At 71.1% G+C, this 19,554-nt stretch carries 12 protein-coding genes; 5 read left to right on the top strand and 7 right to left on the bottom strand.

All coding sequences use genetic code 11. From position 1 onward, the window contains the following. Window positions 1–98: 98 nt before the first annotated feature. Entirely contained in the window at window positions 99–1,109 is a 1,011-nt protein-coding gene (locus ACTMTI_RS46500) for a MalY/PatB family protein (protein WP_441127270.1), read from the top strand. Between the two features lie 509 nt (window positions 1,110–1,618). Here the strand turns inward: ACTMTI_RS46500 and ACTMTI_RS46495 are convergent. Further along, window positions 1,619–4,765 (bottom strand): S41 family peptidase, encoded by a 3,147-nt coding sequence (locus ACTMTI_RS46495; RefSeq protein ID WP_441127269.1) that lies wholly within the window; start codon window positions 4,763–4,765, stop codon window positions 1,619–1,621. A 151-nt stretch (window positions 4,766–4,916) separates the two neighbouring features. Between ACTMTI_RS46495 and ACTMTI_RS46490 the strand changes: the two genes are divergently transcribed. Next, on the top strand, window positions 4,917–5,885 hold the full coding sequence (locus tag ACTMTI_RS46490; protein WP_441127268.1) for a TIGR03557 family F420-dependent LLM class oxidoreductase: 969 nt from the start codon (window positions 4,917–4,919) through the stop codon (window positions 5,883–5,885). Here the strand turns inward: ACTMTI_RS46490 and leuS are convergent. After that, a complete protein-coding gene (gene leuS, locus ACTMTI_RS46485; RefSeq protein ID WP_441127267.1) occupies window positions 5,882–8,329 on the bottom strand; it encodes a leucine--tRNA ligase in 2,448 nt (815 codons plus the stop codon). The two genes, ACTMTI_RS46490 and leuS, sit on opposite strands and share 4 nt — an antisense overlap. Window positions 8,330–9,222: 893 nt before the next feature. Between leuS and ACTMTI_RS46480 the strand changes: the two genes are divergently transcribed. Further along, window positions 9,223–10,758: a hypothetical protein gene (locus tag ACTMTI_RS46480; RefSeq protein WP_441127266.1), complete on the top strand. Its 1,536-nt coding sequence runs from the start codon at window positions 9,223–9,225 to the stop codon at window positions 10,756–10,758. 81 nt (window positions 10,759–10,839) lie between these two features. Here ACTMTI_RS46480 and ACTMTI_RS46475 read toward each other — a convergent pair whose 3' ends face one another. Then, window positions 10,840–12,081, bottom strand: a complete 1,242-nt coding sequence (locus ACTMTI_RS46475) for a cytochrome P450 (protein ID WP_441127265.1) — start codon at window positions 12,079–12,081, stop codon at window positions 10,840–10,842. Window positions 12,082–12,312: 231 nt separating this feature from the next. Here ACTMTI_RS46475 and ACTMTI_RS46470 point away from each other — a divergent pair, with 231 nt between their 5' ends. Further along, the gene (locus ACTMTI_RS46470) at window positions 12,313–13,467 is read left to right on the top strand and encodes a methyltransferase domain-containing protein (protein ID WP_441127264.1); all 1,155 of its coding nucleotides are present in this window, start codon (window positions 12,313–12,315) and stop codon (window positions 13,465–13,467) included. 23 nt (window positions 13,468–13,490) lie between these two features. Here ACTMTI_RS46470 and ACTMTI_RS46465 read toward each other — a convergent pair whose 3' ends face one another. Together ACTMTI_RS46465 and ACTMTI_RS46460 are read right to left on the bottom strand one after the other, a co-directional pair. After that, on the bottom strand, window positions 13,491–14,330 hold the full coding sequence (locus ACTMTI_RS46465; protein WP_441127263.1) for an alpha/beta fold hydrolase: 840 nt from the start codon (window positions 14,328–14,330) through the stop codon (window positions 13,491–13,493). A gap of 88 nt (window positions 14,331–14,418) precedes the next feature. Beyond that, complete coding sequence (locus ACTMTI_RS46460; protein ID WP_441127262.1) at window positions 14,419–15,105, bottom strand: TetR/AcrR family transcriptional regulator; 687 nt, start codon at window positions 15,103–15,105, stop codon at window positions 14,419–14,421. A 49-nt stretch (window positions 15,106–15,154) separates the two neighbouring features. Here ACTMTI_RS46460 and ACTMTI_RS46455 point away from each other — a divergent pair, with 49 nt between their 5' ends. Next, window positions 15,155–16,621, top strand: a complete 1,467-nt coding sequence (locus ACTMTI_RS46455; protein ID WP_441127261.1) for an FAD-dependent oxidoreductase — start codon at window positions 15,155–15,157, stop codon at window positions 16,619–16,621. Here ACTMTI_RS46455 and ACTMTI_RS46450 read toward each other — a convergent pair. Further along, entirely contained in the window at window positions 16,596–17,849 is a 1,254-nt protein-coding gene (locus ACTMTI_RS46450; RefSeq protein WP_441127260.1) for a cytochrome P450, read from the bottom strand. The two genes, ACTMTI_RS46455 and ACTMTI_RS46450, sit on opposite strands and share 26 nt — an antisense overlap. 28 nt (window positions 17,850–17,877) lie before the next feature. Then, window positions 17,878–19,422 carry a GMC family oxidoreductase gene (locus ACTMTI_RS46445; RefSeq protein ID WP_441127259.1) on the bottom strand — a complete coding sequence of 515 codons (1,545 nt, stop codon included), beginning with the start codon at window positions 19,420–19,422 and terminating at the stop codon, window positions 17,878–17,880. Window positions 19,423–19,554 lie beyond the last annotated feature (132 nt).

Raw genomic sequence — 19,554 nt, 5'->3', positions numbered from 1 at the left:
TGAATTACGCATACAGCCCCGATGACCTCAAGGTGCGAAATGATGGATATAAGTGGGCAAAAGCCAGGCCAGGGGTGATTCCCGCCTGGATTGCCGACATGGATCTGCCCACCGCGCCTGAGGTGATCGAGGCGCTGCGCCGGCGGGCCCACGGCGATCTCGGCTATCCGGCCTGGCTCGATCAGCCCAATGCCGGCCCGCTGGCGGAGGCGTTCGCCGAGCGCATGGCGAGCAGATACGGCTGGCCGGCGGACCCCGCGCTCGTACGCTCGTTCAACGATCTCAACCAGGCCCTCCAGGTGCTGCTCCAGGTCTGGACCAAGCCCGGCGACGGCGTGGCCGTGCACACCCCCGCATATCACCCGTTCCTGACGACGCTGCAGATCATGGAGCGTCCCCTCTACCCCATCCAGGCCGCGCCCGATGGCGGCTCGTGGCGCTTCGAGGTGCCCGACCTGACGGGCTGCCGGGTGCTGCTGCTGGTCAACCCGCACAACCCGACAGGGCGGGTGTTCACCCGCGCGGAGCTGACCGAACTGGCCGAGCACGCCGAACGCCACGACCTGCTCGTCATCGCCGACGAGATCCACGCCGACCTGACCTACGAGCCGCACCAGCACATCCCGTTCGCCACGATCCTCCCCGAACGCACCGTCACCCTCACGTCCGCGACGAAGGCGTTCAACCTGGGCGGCATCCGCTGCTCGGTCGCCCACCTCGGCCACCAGGGTGTCCGCAAGGCGCTGGAGGCGCAGCCGCCCTTCGTGTACGGGTCCGCGAACCTGTTCGGCGTCGAGGCGACGGTGGCGGCGTGGCGGCACGGGGACGCCTGGCTCGAGGAGACCCGCGCCCTCCTCGACCGCAACCGGAACACGATCGCGGCGCGACTGCCGGCGACACTCGGGTACCGGACTCCCGAGGCGACCTATCTGGCCTGGCTGCATGTGGGGCGGGCGGGGATGGCGGAGGTCATCGAGCGGGAAGCCAAGGTGCTGCTGACGGACGGCGCCGGCTTCGGCCCCGGCGGCGCCGACTACGTCCGCCTGAACTTCGCCACCACCGAGCCCATCCTCGCCGAGATCCTGAACCGCCTGTCCCACATCCGCTGACCACCTCCCGACCGCGACCCACCTCCCGACCGCGACCCCGCCTCCACCGGCCCGCCTCCGGACCGGCACAGCACGGCGACCGGCAGGGCTGCCCACCCCGGCACGATGCAGCGGGACGGGCCCTGCCGACCGGCACGGCCCGTCCCCGGGCACGGCCACGCCGGCACCCGGACGGGCGGCGGCATAGCAACCGGCGCACGCGGCACCACAGCCGGTCGCATCACGGGCAGCGGCACCGCACGCCGGTCGCACCACAGCCGGTGGCGCCGCGCTCGGTCGCGCCGCACTCTGGGCGCCGCCGCAGTCGGTCGCGCAGCACTCGGCCGCGGGCGCACCCGGTCACGCCGCAGTCCAGGCGTCGCGGCCGGGGGCGCGGCACTCGACGGCGCGCCGCAGTCCGGGCGCCCTGTCGCGCGCGCCGCAGCCGGAGGCGCCGTAGCCGGGGCGCCACAATCCGGGGCGCCACAATGCGAGGCGCCGCCGCAGGTGTGGCGCGGGCAGGCGACGGGTCAGGGCAAGGGGGGCAGGTCGGGTGGGGTGGCGGCGGGGTGCTCTTCGAGGGCGGCGAGCGCGAGCTCGATCGCCTTCTCCAGCTGCGGATCCCGCCCCGCCGCCCGGTCCTGAGGCGTCATCACCACCTCGATGTCCGGCTCCACCCCGTAGTTCTCCACCCCCCACCCCGGCCCTTCGAGCCAGAACGAGTACCGCGGCTGCGTCACCCGGGTCCCGTCCACCAGCGAGTACCGCGAGTCGATCCCGATCACCCCGCCCCACGTCCGCGTCCCCACCAGCGGCCCGATCCCCCGGTTCTTGATCCCGGCGCTCACGATGTCCCCGTCCGAGGCCGCGAACTCGTCGGTCACGGTCACGATCGGCCCCCGCGGCGAGTCCTCCGGATACCGCACCGGCTCGTACCCCCGCGCTCGCGCCCACCCCGTGACCTTGCGCGACAGCTTCTCCAGCACCAGCTCCGACAGGTGCCCGCCGCCGTTCTCTCGCACGTCCACGACGAGCCCGTCGAAGGCCATCTCGGTACGCAGGTCGCGGTGGAACTGCGCCCACCCCGACGCCACCATGTCCGGCACGTGCAAATAACCCAGCCGGCCCGAGGACGCCTCCCTGACGTACGCCCGGCGGCCCTCCACCCAGTCGTGGTAGCGCAGCTGCGTCTCGTCCGCGATCGGGGTGACCACGACGCGGCGCGGGTCGCCGCCGGACGCGGGCCGTACGGTCAGCTCGATGGGCCGGTCCGCGGTCCCGGCCAGGAGGGCGAGCGGCCCGCGTACCGGATCCACCGGGCGCCCGCCGACGGCGATGATCGCGTCGCCGGGCCGGACGGCGACGCCGGGGGCGAGCAGGGGCGAGCGGGCGGCGTGGTCGGAGGTCTCGCCGGGCAGGATGCGCTCCACGCGCCACACCCCGTCGCCGTCCCTGGCCAGGTCGGCGCCGAGCAGTCCCTGGCGGCGGCGGGGGTCGGAGCCGCCGTTGGGGGCGGCGGCGTAGGCGTGGGAGGTGCCCAGCTCGCCCTGCGCCTCCCAGAGCAGGTCGATCAGCTCGGAGTGGGCGCCGATGCGTTCGACCAGCGGCGCGTACCGGTCGAGCACGCCCTGCCAGTCGACGCCGTTCATGTCCTCGCGCCAGAAATGGTCGCGCATGAGCCGCCCGGCCTCCTGGAAGCCCTGGCGCCACTCGGCGACCGGGTCGACCTGGAGGGTGATCCGGTCGAGGTCGATGGTGACGACCTCGTCGCCTTCCGTGGCGGCGCGGGTCTGCAGGCCGTTCTTGCCGTTGGTGACGAGCCTGGTGCCGTCGCCGCTGACCTCGAACGAGCGCACCTCCCTGCCGAGCTCGCTCTTGGCGCGCTTCTTGAGGTCGTAGCGTTCCAGGACGATCTCGTGCGGCTGCTCGGTGCCGTCGCCGAGCTGCCCGGTTAGCGGGTGGTGCAGCCAGAGCAGGGCGTCCTTGGCGGTGCGCAGGTTGCCGTAGCGCCCGGCAGGCACGGGCACGGGCACCACGCGCGAGGCGAGCCCGTCCGGGTCGACCTCGGTACGCGGCGGCGAGTCATCCTTCTTGTCGTCCTTGCCGGGCCTGTCGTCCTCGCCGTTGAAGCCCCGCCCCTGCAGCGAGGGGTCGAACGGCGAGGGCGTGGTGGCCTGCAGCGGCACGATGTAGGGCTTGCACCCATAGGGGAACGACAGGTCGAAGACATGCGCGTCGTACACCGGATCGAAGGTCCGCACCGACAGGAACGCCAGATGCCTGCCGTCCTTGGTGAACACCGGGTCGTGGTCGGCGAACCGCACCGGTGTCACGTCGATCACCGAGGTGCCGTCGACGCGTCCCATCTTGATCTGCGACAGCGGGGCGTGATGCGGGTGCGCCCAGGCCAGCCATCCGGAGTCGGGCGAGAAGGTCAGGTCGCTGACGTCCCCGTGCGGGGTCCTGTCGAGCTCGCGGATGGCTCCCGTGTCGAGGTCGACGACCAGCAGCCGCCCGTCGTGCGTGGCGACGGCCGCGTGCTTGCCGTCGGGGGCGGCGGCCAGTTCCAGCACCCGGCCGAGCTGTCCGGCGGCCAGCGTGCGCACCTCTCCGCCGGGCGTGCCGATCTCCAGCCCGTCCTCTCCGCCGGCGTCCGACACCCACACGGCCCGCCCGTCGGAGTCGAGGACGCGCGGCAGCCGTACGCGGACGCCGGGCTGCACGCGTAGCGCGCCCGCGGGCCCGTCGCGGTGGGGCACCCAGTGCGCGGTCCCGCGAATCTCGACGGCGCTGGCCCGCCCGGTGGCGTCGGGCGAGTACGCGCCCACCCGCATCGGCGCCGGCCGCTTGGCCCGTCCGGGCCGCGGCCCGCCCAGGCGCACGTCCAGCCGGTACGGCTCCGCGTCCAGGCTCTCCAGCAGCCAGAGGTCCCCGGCGTGGCTGTAGATCACCCGCTCGCCGTCACTGGTGGCGTGCCGGGCGTAGAACTCCTCGTGCGAGGTGTGCTTACGCAGGCCGGACCCGTCAGGCAGGGCGGAGTAGAGATTGCCGGCGCCGTCGATGTCGGCCAGGAAGACGATCCTGTCCCCCACCCAGCCGACCGACCAGTATTGTGCCGTGCTGTCGGCGAACAACCTGGTGAACTCCCCGCCGCCGTCGGCGTCCACCCAGATCTTGCCTGCCGTGCCGCCCCGGTAGCGCTTCCACTGCGACGGCTCGCGCCACATCGCCGACACGGTGGCGACGCGGGACCCGCTGACGGCGACGTCGCTCACCCATCCGTACGGCAGGCGCGTGGCCGGACTCCCGTCGAGCGGCACCGCGTAGGCCCAGTTCCGGACGCGATGACTCTGTCCCGCCGAGCTGATCGCCAGCACCTGCCCGTCGTCGGTCCAGCCGCACACCTCGGTCGTGGCGCTACCCCAGTGGGTCAGCCGCTCGCCCTCGGGACCGTCGATCTCGGCCGCGAACACCTCGGGAGCGCCCTCCCTGCCGCCGGTCCACGCGATGCGGGCGCCGTCGGGCGAGAACCGCGGATGCGACACCGGGACGCGGTCGGCGGTGAAGCGCCAGGCCCTTCCGCCTGACAGGGGGGCCAGCCAGACATCGTCATCGGCGACGAAGGTCACCAGGTCACCGTGCAGATGCGGATATCTCAGGTATGCGCCGTTGGTCACAGGTGAACACTAATGCGCGACCCCAAGTCCAGCCCATGAATTCTGCTCATGAAAGAACCGTCGCGGTCACTGAACGGTCAAGCCCGGCTCGGCCGGTGATGATCTCCGGCACCCACCGCTAACTCCAACAAAGCCGGGTAGCCGGGGACGCATGGTACAAATCGGCTACACCTTGATGTCCGAACAGACCCCCGCGCGCGAGCTCGTCGACTACGCCGCGGCGGCCGAGCGGACCGGCTTCGACTACGCCGTCATCTCCGACCACTATTTCCCGTGGATCGAGGAGATGGGTCACTCCCCCTACTGCTGGTCGGTGCTCGGCGCCGCGGCCCAGGTCACCGAGCAGCTCCCCCTCATGACGTACGTGACCTGCCCCATCATGCGCTACCACCCCGCCGTCGTGGCGCAGAAGGCCGCCACGATGGGTGTGCTGAGCCAGGGCAGGTTCACGCTCGGGCTCGGCGCGGGCGAGAACCTCAACGAGCACGTCATCGGCGAGGGCTGGCCACCCGTGGACACCAGGCACCCGATGTTCGCCGAGGCCATCCAGATCATCAAAGAGCTGTTCAGCGGCGACTACGTCACCCACCACGGCGAGTTCTACGACGTGGACTCCGCCAAGCTGTACGACCTGCCGGACGAGCCCGTGCCGATCGGCGTCGCCGCCTCGGGCGGCCGGTCGGCGGAGATCGCCGCCGACCTCGGCGACGTGCTGGTCGTCAACGAGCCCATGCCGGACGTCGTCCAGCAGTTCAACACCGCGGGAGGTCAGGGCAGGCCGGTCTACGGCCAGCTCCCCATCGCCTACGACACCGATCCCGAGGCCGCCAAGCAGCGCGCGCACAAGCTGTGGCGCTGGGCCGCCGCCGGCGGCTGGAAGGTCATGGCCGAGCTGCCCGGGCCGGTGAACTTCGCCGCCGCGGCCGGCACCGTACGCCCCGAGGACGTGGCCCAGAGTGTCCCGTGCGGCAACGACGTGGACGCCGTCGTCGAAGGCGTCAGGAAGTTCGCCGACAGCGGCTACACGCACGTGGCGCTCGTGCAGATCGGGCACGACCAGCAGCAGCCCTTCTTCGACTGGGCGGAGAAGGAGCTGCTGCCGGCGTTGCGGAGCCTTTAAGGAACGATGTTGACGAGCTTGGGGGCCCGGACGATCACCTTGCGGGGCATGCCCGTCAGGTAGGCGGCGACCTTGTCGGAGGCCAGGGCCAGGGCCCTCAGCTCCTCCTCGGTGATGCCGGGCGGGACCTCCAGGCGGTCGCGCACCTTGCCCGCCACCTGCACCACGCAGGTGACCGACTCCTGCACCAGCAGCGCCGGGTCGGCGGAAGGCCAGCCGCCGAAGGCGACCGGGCCGGTGCGGCCCAGCCGCTCCCAGCCCTCCTCCGCGGTGTACGGGGCCACCAGCGACAGCATGATCGCCAGCGTCTCCGCGGCCTCGCGGACCGCCGGGTCCGCGGCGCCGCAGCCCGAGTCGATGGCCTTGCGCGCGGCCGAGGTCAGCTCCATCATCCTGGCCACCGCCACGTTGAAGCGGTAGGACTCCACCAGCTTGGTGACCTCGTCGATCGTGTGGTGGGTCACCCTGCGCAGCTCGACGTCGCCGCCCTCGAACGGGACGCCGGGCTCGCTGGTCACCTCCGACATCACGCGCAGCGCGCGGGCCAGGAACTTCTGCGACGCGGCCGGCGAGACGTCCGCCCAGTCGATGTCGTCCTCGGGCGGCCCGGCGAACACCATGGTCAGGCGTACGGCGTCCACGCCGAAGTCGTCGATCTGCTGGCCCAGGTCCACGCCGTTGCCCAGGGACTTCGACATGGCCTTGCCGGCGTTGATCACCTGGCCCTGGTTGAGCATGCGCAGGAACGGCTCGGTGAAGTCCACCATGCCCATGTCGTGCAGGACCTTGGTGAAGAAGCGGGAGTAGAGCAGGTGCAGCACCGCGTGCTCGATGCCGCCGACGTATTGGTCGATCGGGCCCCACTTGCGCATCTGCTCGGGGTCGAACGGGCCGTCGGTGTAGCCCGGTGAGCAGTAACGCAGGAAATACCAGGACGAGTCGACGAAGGTGTCCATCGTGTCGGTGTCGCGCTGGGCGCGGCCGCCGCACTTGGGGCACTCGACGTTGACCCACTCGGTGGCGCTGGCCAGCGGGGAGACGCCCTTGGGCGCCAGCGCCTCGCCGCGCAGGTCGGGCAGCGTGACGGGCAGCTGCTCGTCGGGGACGGGCACCTCGCCGCAGTCGGGGCAGTGGATGATCGGGATCGGCGTGCCCCAGTAGCGCTGCCTTGACAGCAGCCAGTCGCGCAGGCGGAAGTTGATCGTGCCGGAGCCCCTGCCCTGCTTCTCCAGGATCTCGATGATCTTGGCGATGGCCTCGGCCTTGGACAGGCCGTCCAGCGGGCCGGAGTTGACCAGCGTGCCCTCGCCGGGCGTGGCCTGGCCGGTCTCCCCGGGGTCGGCCAGGCCGGTGTGCACGACGACCTTCACCGGCAGCTCGAACCTCAGCGCGAAGTCCAGGTCGCGCTGGTCGTGGGCGGGCACCGCCATGATGGCGCCGTGGCCGTAGTCGGACAGCACGTAGTCGGCCGCCCAGACCGGGATGCGCTCGCCGTTGACCGGGTTGATCGCGTAGCGGCCCAGGAAGACGCCGGTCTTCTCCTTGTCGGTGGCCAGCCGCTCGATGTCGCTCAGCCGGGCGGTCTCGGCGCGGTAGGCCTCGAACGCGGGCCGCTGCTCGTCGGTGACGATCTCGTCGGCCAGCGCGGCGTCCGCGGCGACCACGAAGAACGTGGCCCCGAACAGCGTGTCCGGCCGCGTGGTGAAGACGTGGACCGGCTCCTCGCGGCCCTCGATCTGGAACAGCACGTCGGCGCCCTCGGAGCGGCCGATCCAGTTGCGCTGCATGGTCAGCAGCCGCTCCGGCCAGCCGGTCAGCTTCTCCATGTCGTCCAGCAGCCGCTGCGCGTAGTCAGTGATCTTGAAGTACCACTGCGTCAGCTCGCGGCGGATGACGTCGGCGCCGCAGCGCTCGCACTTGCCGGCCACGACCTGCTCGTTGGCCAGCACGGTCTGGTCGTTGGGGCACCAGTTGACCAGGCCGCCCTTGCGGTAGGCCAGGCCGCGCTCGAAGAAGCGGTTGAACAGCCACTGGTTCCAGCGGTAGTAGTCAGGGTCGCTGGTGTGCAGGCGGCGCGACCAGTCGAAGGAGATGGCGTAGCGCTTGAAGGAGTGCGCCTGCGTCTCGATGTTGGCGTAGGTCCACTCGGCCGGATGGGCGTTGCGCTTGATCGCGGCGTTCTCCGCGGGCAGGCCGAAGGAGTCCCAGCCGATCGGATGCAGGACGTTGTAGCCCTTCTGCATCCAGTAGCGCGCGACGACGTCGCCGATGGCGAACACCTCGCCGTGGCCCATGTGCAGGTCGCCCGACGGGTAGGGGAACATGTCGAGCATGTAGCGCCGCTCTCGGGGGTCGTCGGCGGCCTCGCTCGCCCTATAGGGCTCCTGCTCCTCCCAGCGCGGCAGCCACTTGGCCTGCAGCGCCTGCGGGTCGTACTCACTCACGGCTAATGTCCTTCTGCTTGACTCGGACCCATAAGAAAACCCCTCGTGCACACAACGAGGGGTAGCCGCGACGGCGAGATCTCAGGGCCGTCGCGGCCCGCTAAGAAGCAGGGTCGCGGAACGCATGTGTCAAGCCTAGCGCACGTCTTCGTATGAATGCAGGCGCTCGATCGAGGTGCGCGGGCACAATGGACCCTTCAGGTCCAGCGAGACCTGATGGTGATGTATCCGTTGTGACCCATTCGTCCCACAAGAATACCCTTGCCACCGTGGTGTACCGAGCTGAGCCCGATCGACCGGAGGACGGCCTGCCCTTGCAGGATCCGCCTACCGATCCTCACGGCTTCGCTCGTTTCGCTGCGGAACCACTGGCATCTCCTGGAAAATCCCATGAGATCATGCCTGGTACGTCAAATCCGGATATAACGGTTGATCCGGACACATCTTCGGGAGGGCCGGCGGCAATGGCAACGGATAATTCCGGACCACACCTGCCCTCATCCTGGCCAGACGCGCCACGCCGCGACGCGCCACGGTCCGGCTCCTCAGCGGCTGAGGCCCCCTGGCCGGGCGCGGCCCCTTCCGGCGGGCCCGGCGCACCCGGGCCCGAAGGATCGTGGTCCGAGTCCGGCGCGGGCGAGGTCCCCACAGCCTGGCCGGAGACCCCGCGCCCACGCCAGGACCCGTCCTGGCCGGAGCCGTCACGTCCGGACGCCGCGTGGCCCGAGCCGCCGGGCAAGGACGCCCCCTGGCCCGAGCCGCCGCGCCAGTCGCGGGCCGAAGCCCGGCACGAAGCCCCGCGTCAGGACGCCACGGGTCCTTCGTGGCCCGAGCCGCCGCGCCAGGACGCGAGCTGGCCGGAGCCGGCCCGTGCGGAGTCACCGCACCAGGACGTGCCGACGTCGTGGCCCAACGCGTCCGCCCAGAGCGTGCCCACCTCCTGGCCGGAGTCGTCCCCGTCGGGCGGTCCCGGCTCGTGGGCTGACGCGCCCGCGCAAGCCGGCCCGGCCGCATGGGCGGCCGACGCACCTCCCCAGGGCGGTCGCGGCCAGGCCGCGCGGCCGGACACGCGGCCACAGGGCGGGAACGGGCCGTCATGGCCGGACACGCCTCCGCAGGGCGGCAACGGACCGTCATGGCCGGACGCGTCCTCGCAAAACGCCGCCGGGAGCTCCGCCCGTACCGAGCGGGCTCCCGTGCCGGACCCGGTGCCCGCGTGGGCTCAGCCGCCCACGCCCTCTCCCGACGCCTGGTCGAACCTCTCCTCCCCCGCGCCCTGGCCGCAGGGCGAGCGCGGCGCGGCCGACGTGCACGAGCGCCCGGCGAGATACGACCAGGCCGCCCCGGCCGGGTCCCCGCCGCACGACGTGCCGTCGGCGCCGCATCCGCCGCCGCAGAGCCACCCGGCCGAAGAGCGTACGGTCACCTACTCCCAGCACTCCGAGAACCTGCTCAACGATCGCGCGGTCCCCTCCTCCCCCATGGATTCCACCCACATCGGCACGCCTCCCGACGAAGACCTGCCCCAGGGCCCCCGCCCCGGCTCGAACCTGAGCCGCGACCCCTCCGACCCCGACCGCCCGTTCGTGACGGCGGGCCAGGTCAGCGGCTCGCGCACGCCGCCGCCGGAGCGCCAGCAGGAGCTCTGGAACACCGTCTTCGGCGACAACTACGAGTCCATGGGCGACCAGGATTCCCTGGAGGACGAGGAGCCGGGCAAGCCGGTCTGGATCTACGCGCTCGGCGGATCCGTGGCGATCGCGCTGGTCGCCGCGCTACTGTGGGCCTTCCTCGCGGGTCCGCTCGCCGGGGAGGAGCCCGCGAGCTCCAACCTCGCCGCGGGCAAGCCGACGACCTCGCAGAAGCCGAGCACCACCAGGTCCTCGACCACGATCGGCGCGCTGCCCCGGTACTCCGGCAAGGCCTCCCCCGTCGTGGGCAGGGTGCCGGACGCCGCGGCCGGGATCTCCCTCCCGCGTCTGGGCGGCGACTGGCAGCTCGACCAGCGCGCCACGGTCAAGGCCACGTACGGCTTCGACACCCGCCAGTACGTCCAGGTCGCGCCGGAGCGGTTCGCCCAGCTCCTGTCGGGGCCGCTGTCGCCGAAGCTGGCCTCGTACTACGAGCAGGACAACCTGGAGCCGGTGATCAAGCAGGTGGTCCTCACCGCTCGCAAGCGCTTCTTCCCCGCGGACAACAAGGTACGCAAGATCGCCCAGCAGCCGATCAAGGTGGGCGACGCCACGGGCCGGCTGATCGCGTACTCGCTCACGTCGGGCACCGAGAAGGCCACGATCGTCACCATGGCGGTCAACACCGGCGGCAGCCTCCCTGCCATCGTCTACATGTCGATCCCGGCCGACGAGAAGCAGCTCCTGCCCGACATCCGCACGGTGATGAACCAGCTCAGGCTGACCACCCAGTCCTGAACCCGCGGTCCCCCGCTGGAAGACCGCGAAAGGTGCGGCACCAAAGGGGTGGCGCCGCACCGATCATGCGGGGACCGAGGGCTAGAAGGCGCACTCCATGTGCTTGATGCCGTTGATGAACGCGGACTGCAGGCGGTCGGGCTTGCCGCCCTCGATCTGGGGGACGCGGCGCAGCAGCTCGCGGAACATCACCGTGATCTCCCGTCTGGCCAGGTGCGCGCCCAGGCAGAAGTGCGGTCCGGGCCCGCCGAACCCGACGTGCGGGTTGGGGTCGCGGGTGATGTCGAAGCGGTACGGGTCGTCGAACACGGCCCCGTCCCTGTTCGCCGCCCAGTAGAACAGGACGGCCTTTTCGCCCTTGCGGTAGAGGTGGCCGTTCATCTCGAAGTCCCGGGTGACCTTGCGGCGCATGAAGTTCACCGGGGACGCCAGGCGGACGATCTCCTCCACGGCCCGGGGGGCGCGGCCGTCGATGTCCTCCAGCCACAGGGCGCGCTGGCCGGGGTTCTTGGTGAGCAGGCGCAGGCCGTAGGAGATGACGTTCCTCGTGGTCTCGTTGCCGGCCACCACCAGCAGGATGAAGAACGAGCCCAGCTCCTGCAGCGTCAGCCGCTCGCCGTCGATGTTGGCGTTGACGAGTGCGGACGTCAGGTCGTCGGTGGGGTTCTCGGCCCGGTGGGCGGCCAGGTCCTGCACCAGTTGCTGCAGCTCCATGCCGGCGTTGAGCAGTCGCGTGGCGTACTGGTCGAGGTCGCCGCCGCTGTATTCGGGGTCGAAGCCGCCGAGGATCTGGTTGGAGCGTTCGTAGACGAACTGGTAGTCGGCCTCGGGGATGCCCATCATGTCGCAGATGATCTTCAAGGGCAGGCGGGCGGCCACCTCGGCCACGAAGTCGCAGCCAGGCCCCTTGGCCAGGAGGTCGTCCACGATGCGGCCGGCCGCGGCCTCCACGTCCGCCTCGAACTTCTTGATCATCTTGGGCGTGAACGCGCGGGAGACGATCCTGCGGAGCCTGGCGTGCCGCGGGTCGTCCATATTGATCATCGAGCCGAAGTATTCGGCGAACTCCGCGGGCATGTCGGGGATGTTCGTGGCGCCGCCGTCACCCGAGCAGAAGATCTCCGCGTTGCGGCTGGCCTCGAGGATGTCGGCGTGCTTGACCAGCGCGTAGTAGCCCGGCCCTTTGGGCGCGAAGCCGACCTCCATCTCCTCGAAGAAGACGGGGGCCGCGCGGGAGCGCAGACGGTCGAACGCCTCCTCGCGTTCTTCCATCGGTCTGGCCCAGAAGTCACGGTCCGACAAGTCGAAGTCGAGGACGCTCATAAGCCCATCATTGGGAAAAGCGCCCTCTCACGTCAATGGTTGTTGCGTACACCGTACGTCCGTGACCGGAAAACTTGTGGCGGCTGATTCCCGCAGGGCTCTAGCATGATCTTCATGACGTTCTTCTACCGACGTTAGCGAGCCGCCGGCGGGTTCGCGGACAACCCACCGCCGGCGATGCGGGACGGCTGAGCGACCGCCGTCCCGGGTCGCGACGTGGGAGAAGGACACGTGCATACTTTTGCCGTGGCCAGGGCGGTGCGTGGCATCGAGCCCCTGGTGGCCACGGAGATTCGGCGTTCCCGGCTGGGCGTGGTCCGCGCGCTGCGGCATCGCGAGGTGTGGTTCGAGGCCACGGATTCGGCCGGGCTCCTGGACTTGCGCACGGCGGACGACGTCCTGCTGGCCGCCGCCGTGGTGGACGGGATCGGCCACGACCGGGCGGCGCTGCGCCGGCTGGCCGGTGCCGTCCGCGAACTGGACGCACGCGGGCTGGCGCGCCTGCGCGGCGGGGTGCCGAACGCGGACGCGCCGGGCCGGCCCGGCGCGGGACGGGGCAAGGGCGGGCCGGACAGCGGGCTGGAGGTGTCGGCGTCGTTCGTCGGGCGGCGTAACTACACCCGCTTCGACATCGAGGATGCCGTCGGCGTGGAGCTCGCCCGGCCGCTGCGCCTGCGCTACCACTCCAGGAGGGATGGCGGGACTCCACCGGCGGGCGCGATGTCGTGGCGGGTCACGATCGAGGGCGATCAGGCCGTCATCGCGTTACGGGTGGCCGGGCGGCCCATGCATCGCAGGCCGTACAAGAGGGCCTCGGTCGCGGGCACGCTGCACCCGCCGCTGGCCGCCGCGATGGCGGTGCTGGCCCGGCTGGACGGCGGGCGCACGGTGCTCGACCCGTGCTGCGGCGCGGGAACGACCCTCATCGAGGCGTACGCGCTGATGACCGGAGCACGAGCGGACAGTGGGGCGCGGGTCCGGCCGGACCGCGCGCCGCGGGCACCGGTGGAGCCCCGGCTGCTCGGCCTGGACCACAACCCGGCGGCGATCGAAGCCGCGGCCGGCAACGCGCGGGCGGCGTGCGCCGTCCGCAGGTCGCCGTTCGGGTGGGCCGTGGCGGACGCCGGGCGGATTCCGGTGCCCACGGGCAGTGTGGACCGGGTGCTGGTGAATCCGCCCTGGGACCGTCAGGTGCCGCCGAGCGGGCTGCTCCGGAGGGACCCCGGCCTGCTGTGGCGCGAGGTACGGCGGGTGCTGGCCGCCGACGGGCTCGCCGTGGCGCTGGTCCACGACGAGATCCCTCGCGGGTTCGCCGTGGAGCGGGCCATCCGGGTGAGCCTGTCAGGCCGCCACCCGCTGATCGCCGTGCTCACCGAAGGCCGCTGAGCCGGCCGGCTCAGCGGCGGCGGTCAGGAGGCGGGGCCGAGCCAGTCAAGGATGAGGCGGTTGACCTCGTCGGGCCGTTCGAGGTGGAGGAAGTGTCCGGCGCCTTCCACCTGTTCGGCCCGCGAGCCCGCCGGCAGGTGACTCCGCACGTCCTTGGCCAGCTCGGCCGCCAGACATCCGTCCTGCGCCCCGTGCAGGTACAGGACCGGGCCCGCCGGCCCGGGGTCGACGTCGGGGTAGCGGCCCGAGGGCGGCGTCGTGCCGAGCATGGCCCGGTAGTAGCCGATGGCCGCGCCCAGGTTGGCGGGCTCGCCGATGCTCCGCCGGACGAACTCCAGGTCCTGGCCAGGGTCGTAGCCCGGCGACCAGTCTCGCCACAGCCCCTGGATGAATTCCGGGCTGGAGGCCGCGGACTCGGCCAGCGGCGTCTGGAAGAGAAAGATGTAGAACGAGCGCTTGAGCTGCTCGTACTCCAGGAACCTGGCCGCGATCCCCTTGACCGGAGGCGCCGCGAGCGCCACGGCCCTGCGGAAGCGGTCGGCCGTGGCGTAGACGGGGAAGGCGCCCCAGTCGTGCCCGATGACGACGGCGTCGTCGCCGCCGCCGAGCTCCTCGTGCAGCGCGCGGACGTCGGCGACCAGCGCGGCGCCCTCGTACGCCCCGTCGGCCGGGATCTCGGTGGGCGCGTAACCGCGCATGAAGGGCGCGACCGCGCGGTAGCCGCGCGCGGCCAGCTCCGGCATCAGGTGCCGCCAGGTGTGCGCGGTGTCGGGGAACCCGTGCAGGCACAGGGCCAGCGGCCCCTCTCCCACGGTCAGATACGCGAACTCCACACCATTGGCGTGGATAGTCCTGATCTCCATGACTGCGAAACCTAGCATTCGACCCGTCCCCGGAGTGCGACTATTCAAAGCCCCCTCATCACGCGGAGAAGGCGCTTCGCCGCCCCGCTCAGCGGACTTGCTCAGCGCACCCCGTCAGCAGGCACGCCAGCCCGAACTCGAACCGATCGCCGAAGCTCAGGTCGTCCGCCTCCACCACCTGCCGGCTGAACTGCGGGTAGGCCCCGCTCGCCACCACCTCGCGGATGTAGGGGCCGACCGCGGCGCGCCACTCATCCTCCGACAGCCCGGTACGGCGCCGCGCCTCCTGCTCGGCCAGTTCCTTCGCCACGGCGCCGAGCACGTAATCGCCGATCATGCCGATCACGGCGGCCGCCCGTGTGATGTCCGCGGTCAGCGCGGCCGCAGCGGCGAGCGCGTGCTCGAGACGCCGCAGCGAGTTGGGCCCCAGTGCGGGCCTGCTCGCCATCAGTCCGGCCAGCCACGGATGGCGCAGCACCATCGCCCGCTGGTCGCGCGCCACCTCTGCCAGGTCGGCCCGCCAGTCGCCGGTCAGCGGCTCGGGCGCTCCCTCGCCCCACACCGCGTCCACCATCAGATCCAGCAGCTCATCGCGGTTTTCCAGGTAGCGATAGAGCGAGGTGGTGCCCGACTTGACCTCGGCCGCCACCCGCCGCATGGACACCGCGTCCAGTCCTTCGGCGTCGGCGACCGCGATGGCCGCGTGCACGATCCGCTCGACGCTCATCGCCTGACGCTTCGGCGCGTACGGCTCGCGGCTCCATACCAGTGACATCGGCAACCCCCTCTGGCCGATATCGTACGCCTTTGGCTACAGTGTTCCCATGACGGCAACAGTGTTCCCGCATGATGTTCTCATCGTCGGAGGCGGCAGCGTCGGCCTGAGCGCCGCCGTGTTCCTGGCCCGCCACGGCGTCCACGCCCTCATGGTCGAGCGGGAGCCGGGCCCCCGGATCCACCCGCGCGCCACCGGCCTCGGCCTGCGTACCGTCGAGCTGCTACGCGAGGCCGGCCTGGAGGAGGCCGTGAACGAGGTGGCCATCGACATGACGGGCGCCACCCTCGGCAAGATCACCGTGGACCGGCTCGCGGGCGCCGACCTCGCCGCCCTGGCCGCGGCCAGGCCCACCCGCGCGCAGACACTCGACGACATCTCCTACAGCCCCGCGAGGTTGCGCGGCGTCTGCCCGCAGAACCGCCTGGACCGGGTGCTCCTCGACGCCGCACGGGAGCGGGGCGCGCGCGTGGCCTACGACACCGAGCTGGTCTCCCTGGAGCAGGACGCGGACGGGGTGACGGCCGTGGTGTCGGGTCCCGGCGGCACGCGCGACCTCCGGGCGCGGTACGTGATCGCCGCCGACGGGGCCCGCGGCTCCGTACGCGACCTGCTGGGGATCGGCCTGTCGGGGCCTGGCACGCTCGGACCCGAGCTGCACAACATCATGTTCCGTGCCGACCTGAGCCACCTGACCGGCCCATACGGCTTCGCGCTCTGCGAGATCACCGGCCCGCAGGCGCCCGGGATGCTCATGGCGATCGACGGCAAGAGCGAGTGGGTCTTCCACACCGCCCAGGAGCCCGGCACCGACCTGATCAGGACCGCGATCGGCGACCCCGCGCTGGAGGTCGAGATCCTGAGCGTGCTGGGCTGGCGAGCCCGCGGCCAGGTCGCCGACCGGTTCTCGCTGGGCCGCGTGTTCCTGGCCGGCGACGCGGCGCACGCCGTCCCGCCGACGGGTGCCTTCGGGCTCAACACCGGCGTCGCCGACGCGCACAACCTGGCGTGGAAACTCGCCTGCGTGCTCTCCGGCAGGTCCGCCCCCGGCCTGCTCGGCACCTACCACGACGAGCGCCGGCCGGTCGCGCTGCTGGCGCTGGAGCAGTCGCTGCTCAGGATGCGGGACCTGCGGCTGCACTTCGACGACGGCCCGGACGCCGCCGAGCTCAGGGCGCGGGCGGGCGCGGTGAACGCGCCGATCGTGCACCTCGGCTACCGCTACGGGGCGACGGTCGAGGACCTGCCCTCGACGGAGGACGTGGCGCTCTGCCTCGACGGCTCGCCGGGATCGCGGGTCCCCCATGTCTGGATCGGCGACCGCTCCACGCTCGACCTGGTCGACGCGGAGTTCTGCGTGTTCGCCGAGCACCCCGTGCCGGGCCTGGACGTGCCGGTGCACGTGATCGACGGCTGGCCCTACGGGACACTGCTGGTGCGGCCCGATGGGTTCGTCGCCTGGCGGGGCGAAGAAGGGCTGGCCGAGGCCCTCAGAACGTATAGCGCAGGCGCTTGACGCCGTTGATGAAGTTGGACAGCAGGAAGTCGGGCTCGCCCACGGACCTGATGCCCGGCAGGCGGGTGTACAGCTCCCGGAACATCACGGTCATCTCCCTGCGCGCCAGGTGCGCGCCCAGGCAGTAGTGCGGTCCGGGCCCGCCGAAGCCGACGTGCGGGTTCGGATCGCGGGTGATGTCGAACGCGTCCGGATCGTCGAAGACCGACTCGTCGCGGTTGGCCGAGTTGTAGAAGAGCAGCACCTTGTCACCCTTCCGGTACGCGGTGCCGTTCAGCTCGTGATCCCGCGTGAGCGTGCGCCGGAACTGGATCACCGGCGTGGCGTAGCGGATGATCTCATCGCAGGCCGGGACGATGTGGCCGTCGAAGTCGCCGAGCAGCAGCTCCCGCTGGTCCGGGTGGTCGGTGAGGAGCTTGAGCCCGTACGCGATCGCGTTGCGGGTGGTCTCGCTGCCGGCCACCACCAGCAGGATGAAGAACGAGCCCAGCTCCTGCGAGCTGAGCCGCTCATCCCCGTTGACCAGCAGGCTGACCAGGTCGCCCGTGGGCCGCTTGCGCCGCTCGTCACCCAGGCGGGCGGCCAGCCGGTTGAGCGAGAATCCGGCGTGGAGCAGCTTGGCCAGGCCGCGGGCGACCTTGGCGCGGCTGAGCTCCTGGCCGACGCCGGTGTATTCGGGGTCGGCGTTGCCGAGGATGACGTTGGTCCGCCGCAACACCATGTCATGAAATTTCGGTGGAATCCCCATCATGTCGCAGATGACCCGTACGGGGAGCCTGGCCGCCACCTGGGCGACGAAGTCCCCCGGCCCCTCCGCGATGGCCTCGTCCACGATCTCCGCGGCCGCCCTCGCCAGGTCCTCCTCCATCTTCGACAGGATGCGCGGCGTGAACACCCTGGAGACGATCCGCCGCAGCCTGGCGTGCCGCGGATCGTCTATGTTGATCATGGAGCCGAAGTAGACGCTCAGCCAGCGCGGCATGTCGGGGATGCTGTTGGAGCACGGCTCGCTGCTGAACACGGCCGCGTTCCTGCTGGCCGCGGTCACGTCGGCGTGGCGTACGAGCGCGTAGTAGCCGGGGCCGCCGCCGACGAACGGCACGGTCTGCTCCGGCACGAACACCGGTTGCTCCAGCTGGCGGAGCTTGCGGAAGGCTTCCATACGCTCGGCCTGCGGCAGCGCCCAGAACGGGAGCTGCGACAGGTCCAGGTCCGCAGTCAACGTCATACCCTTAAAGCCTTGTGCAAGTGGCCACTTACGTCAAGCCCTTGATCAGATCGGCGCCCTTCTCGCCGATCATGATGGCGGGGGCGTGGGTGTGGCCGCGGTTCAGGGTCGGCATGATCGACACATCCACGACCCGGAGCGCCTCGACGCCGCGTACCCGCAGGGAGGGGTCCACGACCGAGGCGTCGTCCACGCCCATCCGGCAGGTGCCGACCGGGTGATAGAGCGTCTCGCCGCGCTCGCGTACCCACTGGGCGAGCTCCTCGTCGCTCTCCGGCGCCCAGTAGGGCGCCATCGGGCCGCCCGCGTACGGCTTCATCGCGGTGCTCGCGACCACCTGCTTGGCCGTCTTGAGCCCGGCGATCAACCGTTTGACGTCGGCCTCCGCGGTCAGGTAGGCGGGGTCGATCAGCACGTCCCTGCCGTTGAGGCCGATCCTGCCGCGGCTTTCCGGCTGCAGCAGCACGACGCCGACGGTGAGCCCGTGGCCGGTCGGCGGGGTGAGGCCGTGGTCGATGAACGGCCCGGGCGCGAAGATCAGCTCGATGTCGGGCGCGGGCTCCTCGGCCGAGGTCCTGATGAACGCGACCGCCTCGCCCACGTTCGTGGTCAGCATGCCGGAGCGCAGCACGATGTAGCGCAGCAGATTGGCGATCGACTCGGCCTTGGTCAGCGTCACCGGCTGCCTGCACTCGACGTACACACCGGTCGAGAGGTGATCCTGCAGGTTCTTGCCGACCTCAGGCAGGTCGTGCACGATCTCGATCCCGGCGTCGCGCAGCTCGTCGGCCGCGCCCACACCCGAGCGCATGAGCAGGTACGGCGAGCCGATCGCGCCCGCGGACAGGACGACCTCGCCCCTGGCCCTGACCTGGGCGCCGCCGCTGTGCTCGATGCCGACCGCGCGCCTGCCGTCGAACAGCACCCGCTCCACGGCGGCCGCAGTGATCACGGTGAGGTTGGGCCGCGCGGCGGCCGGGCGCAGGTAGGCGTCGGCGGAGCTCCACCTGCGGCCGCGGTTCTGGGTGACGGGGGTGGGGCTGTAACCCTCGTTGGAGGGTCCGTTGAGCTCGCCGAGCCGCTCGATGCCGAGCTCCTCGCACGCCTTCAGGAAGGCGGCGGTGGTGACGTTGGGGCTGCGCAGCTCGGAGATGTAGAGCGGCCCCGACGTGCCGTAGACCTCGCCCCGGTTGCTGCCGACGCGGTGCTCCGCCCTGGTGAAGTACGGCAGGACGTCGTCATAGGACCAGCCGGGCACGCCCCACTGGTCGTAGTCCAGGCGGCAGCCGCGCACCCACATCTGGGCGTTGAGCGAGGACGAGCCGCCGATCACGCGGCCGCGCGGCCAGTAGAGCTCGCGGCCGGACATCTCGCTCTGTTTGGCCGTGGTGTAGTTCCAGTCGCAATCGGTCTTGAACAGCTTCGCGAAGCCCGCCGGCATGCGGATCTCGAGCTTGTCGTCCTGCCCGCCCGCTTCGACCAGCGCCACCGTCACACCCGGATCCGCCGACAGCCTGTTGGCCAGCACACAGCCGGCGGATCCCGCGCCGACGATCACGTAGTCGTACTCCATGGCCCCTCCAAGGGGGAAGTAACTTGCTACTTGCTTACTCCAGCGTGGGTAGGCGCGTCCATATCCACTTGTTACTCCGGTTACCTACCGGTCGGTTTGCTCTGTGCTGCAAGATGGCGCTTAAAGCGGACT

The organism is Nonomuraea sp. H19 (genome assembly GCF_052068215.1).
Taxonomy (GTDB): Bacteria; Actinomycetota; Actinomycetes; order Streptosporangiales; family Streptosporangiaceae; genus Nonomuraea.
This window is presented reverse-complemented; position numbering and strand designations above follow the sequence as displayed.

Excerpts from the sequence above, each read along its gene's own strand:
- ACTMTI_RS46500 (WP_441127270.1), top strand. The coding sequence starts at position 99 with ATGGATCTGCCCACCGCGCCTGAGGTGATCGAGGCGCTGCGCCGGCGG.
- ACTMTI_RS46490 (WP_441127268.1), top strand. The coding sequence starts at position 4,917 with ATGGTACAAATCGGCTACACCTTGATGTCCGAACAGACCCCCGCGCGC.
- ACTMTI_RS46475 (WP_441127265.1), bottom strand. The coding sequence starts at position 12,081 with ATGAGCGTCCTCGACTTCGACTTGTCGGACCGTGACTTCTGGGCCAGA.
- ACTMTI_RS46465 (WP_441127263.1), bottom strand. The coding sequence starts at position 14,330 with ATGGAGATCAGGACTATCCACGCCAATGGTGTGGAGTTCGCGTATCTG.
- ACTMTI_RS46460 (WP_441127262.1), bottom strand. The coding sequence starts at position 15,105 with ATGTCACTGGTATGGAGCCGCGAGCCGTACGCGCCGAAGCGTCAGGCG.
- ACTMTI_RS46455 (WP_441127261.1), top strand. The coding sequence starts at position 15,155 with ATGACGGCAACAGTGTTCCCGCATGATGTTCTCATCGTCGGAGGCGGC.
- ACTMTI_RS46450 (WP_441127260.1), bottom strand. The coding sequence starts at position 17,849 with ATGACGTTGACTGCGGACCTGGACCTGTCGCAGCTCCCGTTCTGGGCG.
- ACTMTI_RS46445 (WP_441127259.1), bottom strand. The coding sequence starts at position 19,422 with ATGGAGTACGACTACGTGATCGTCGGCGCGGGATCCGCCGGCTGTGTG.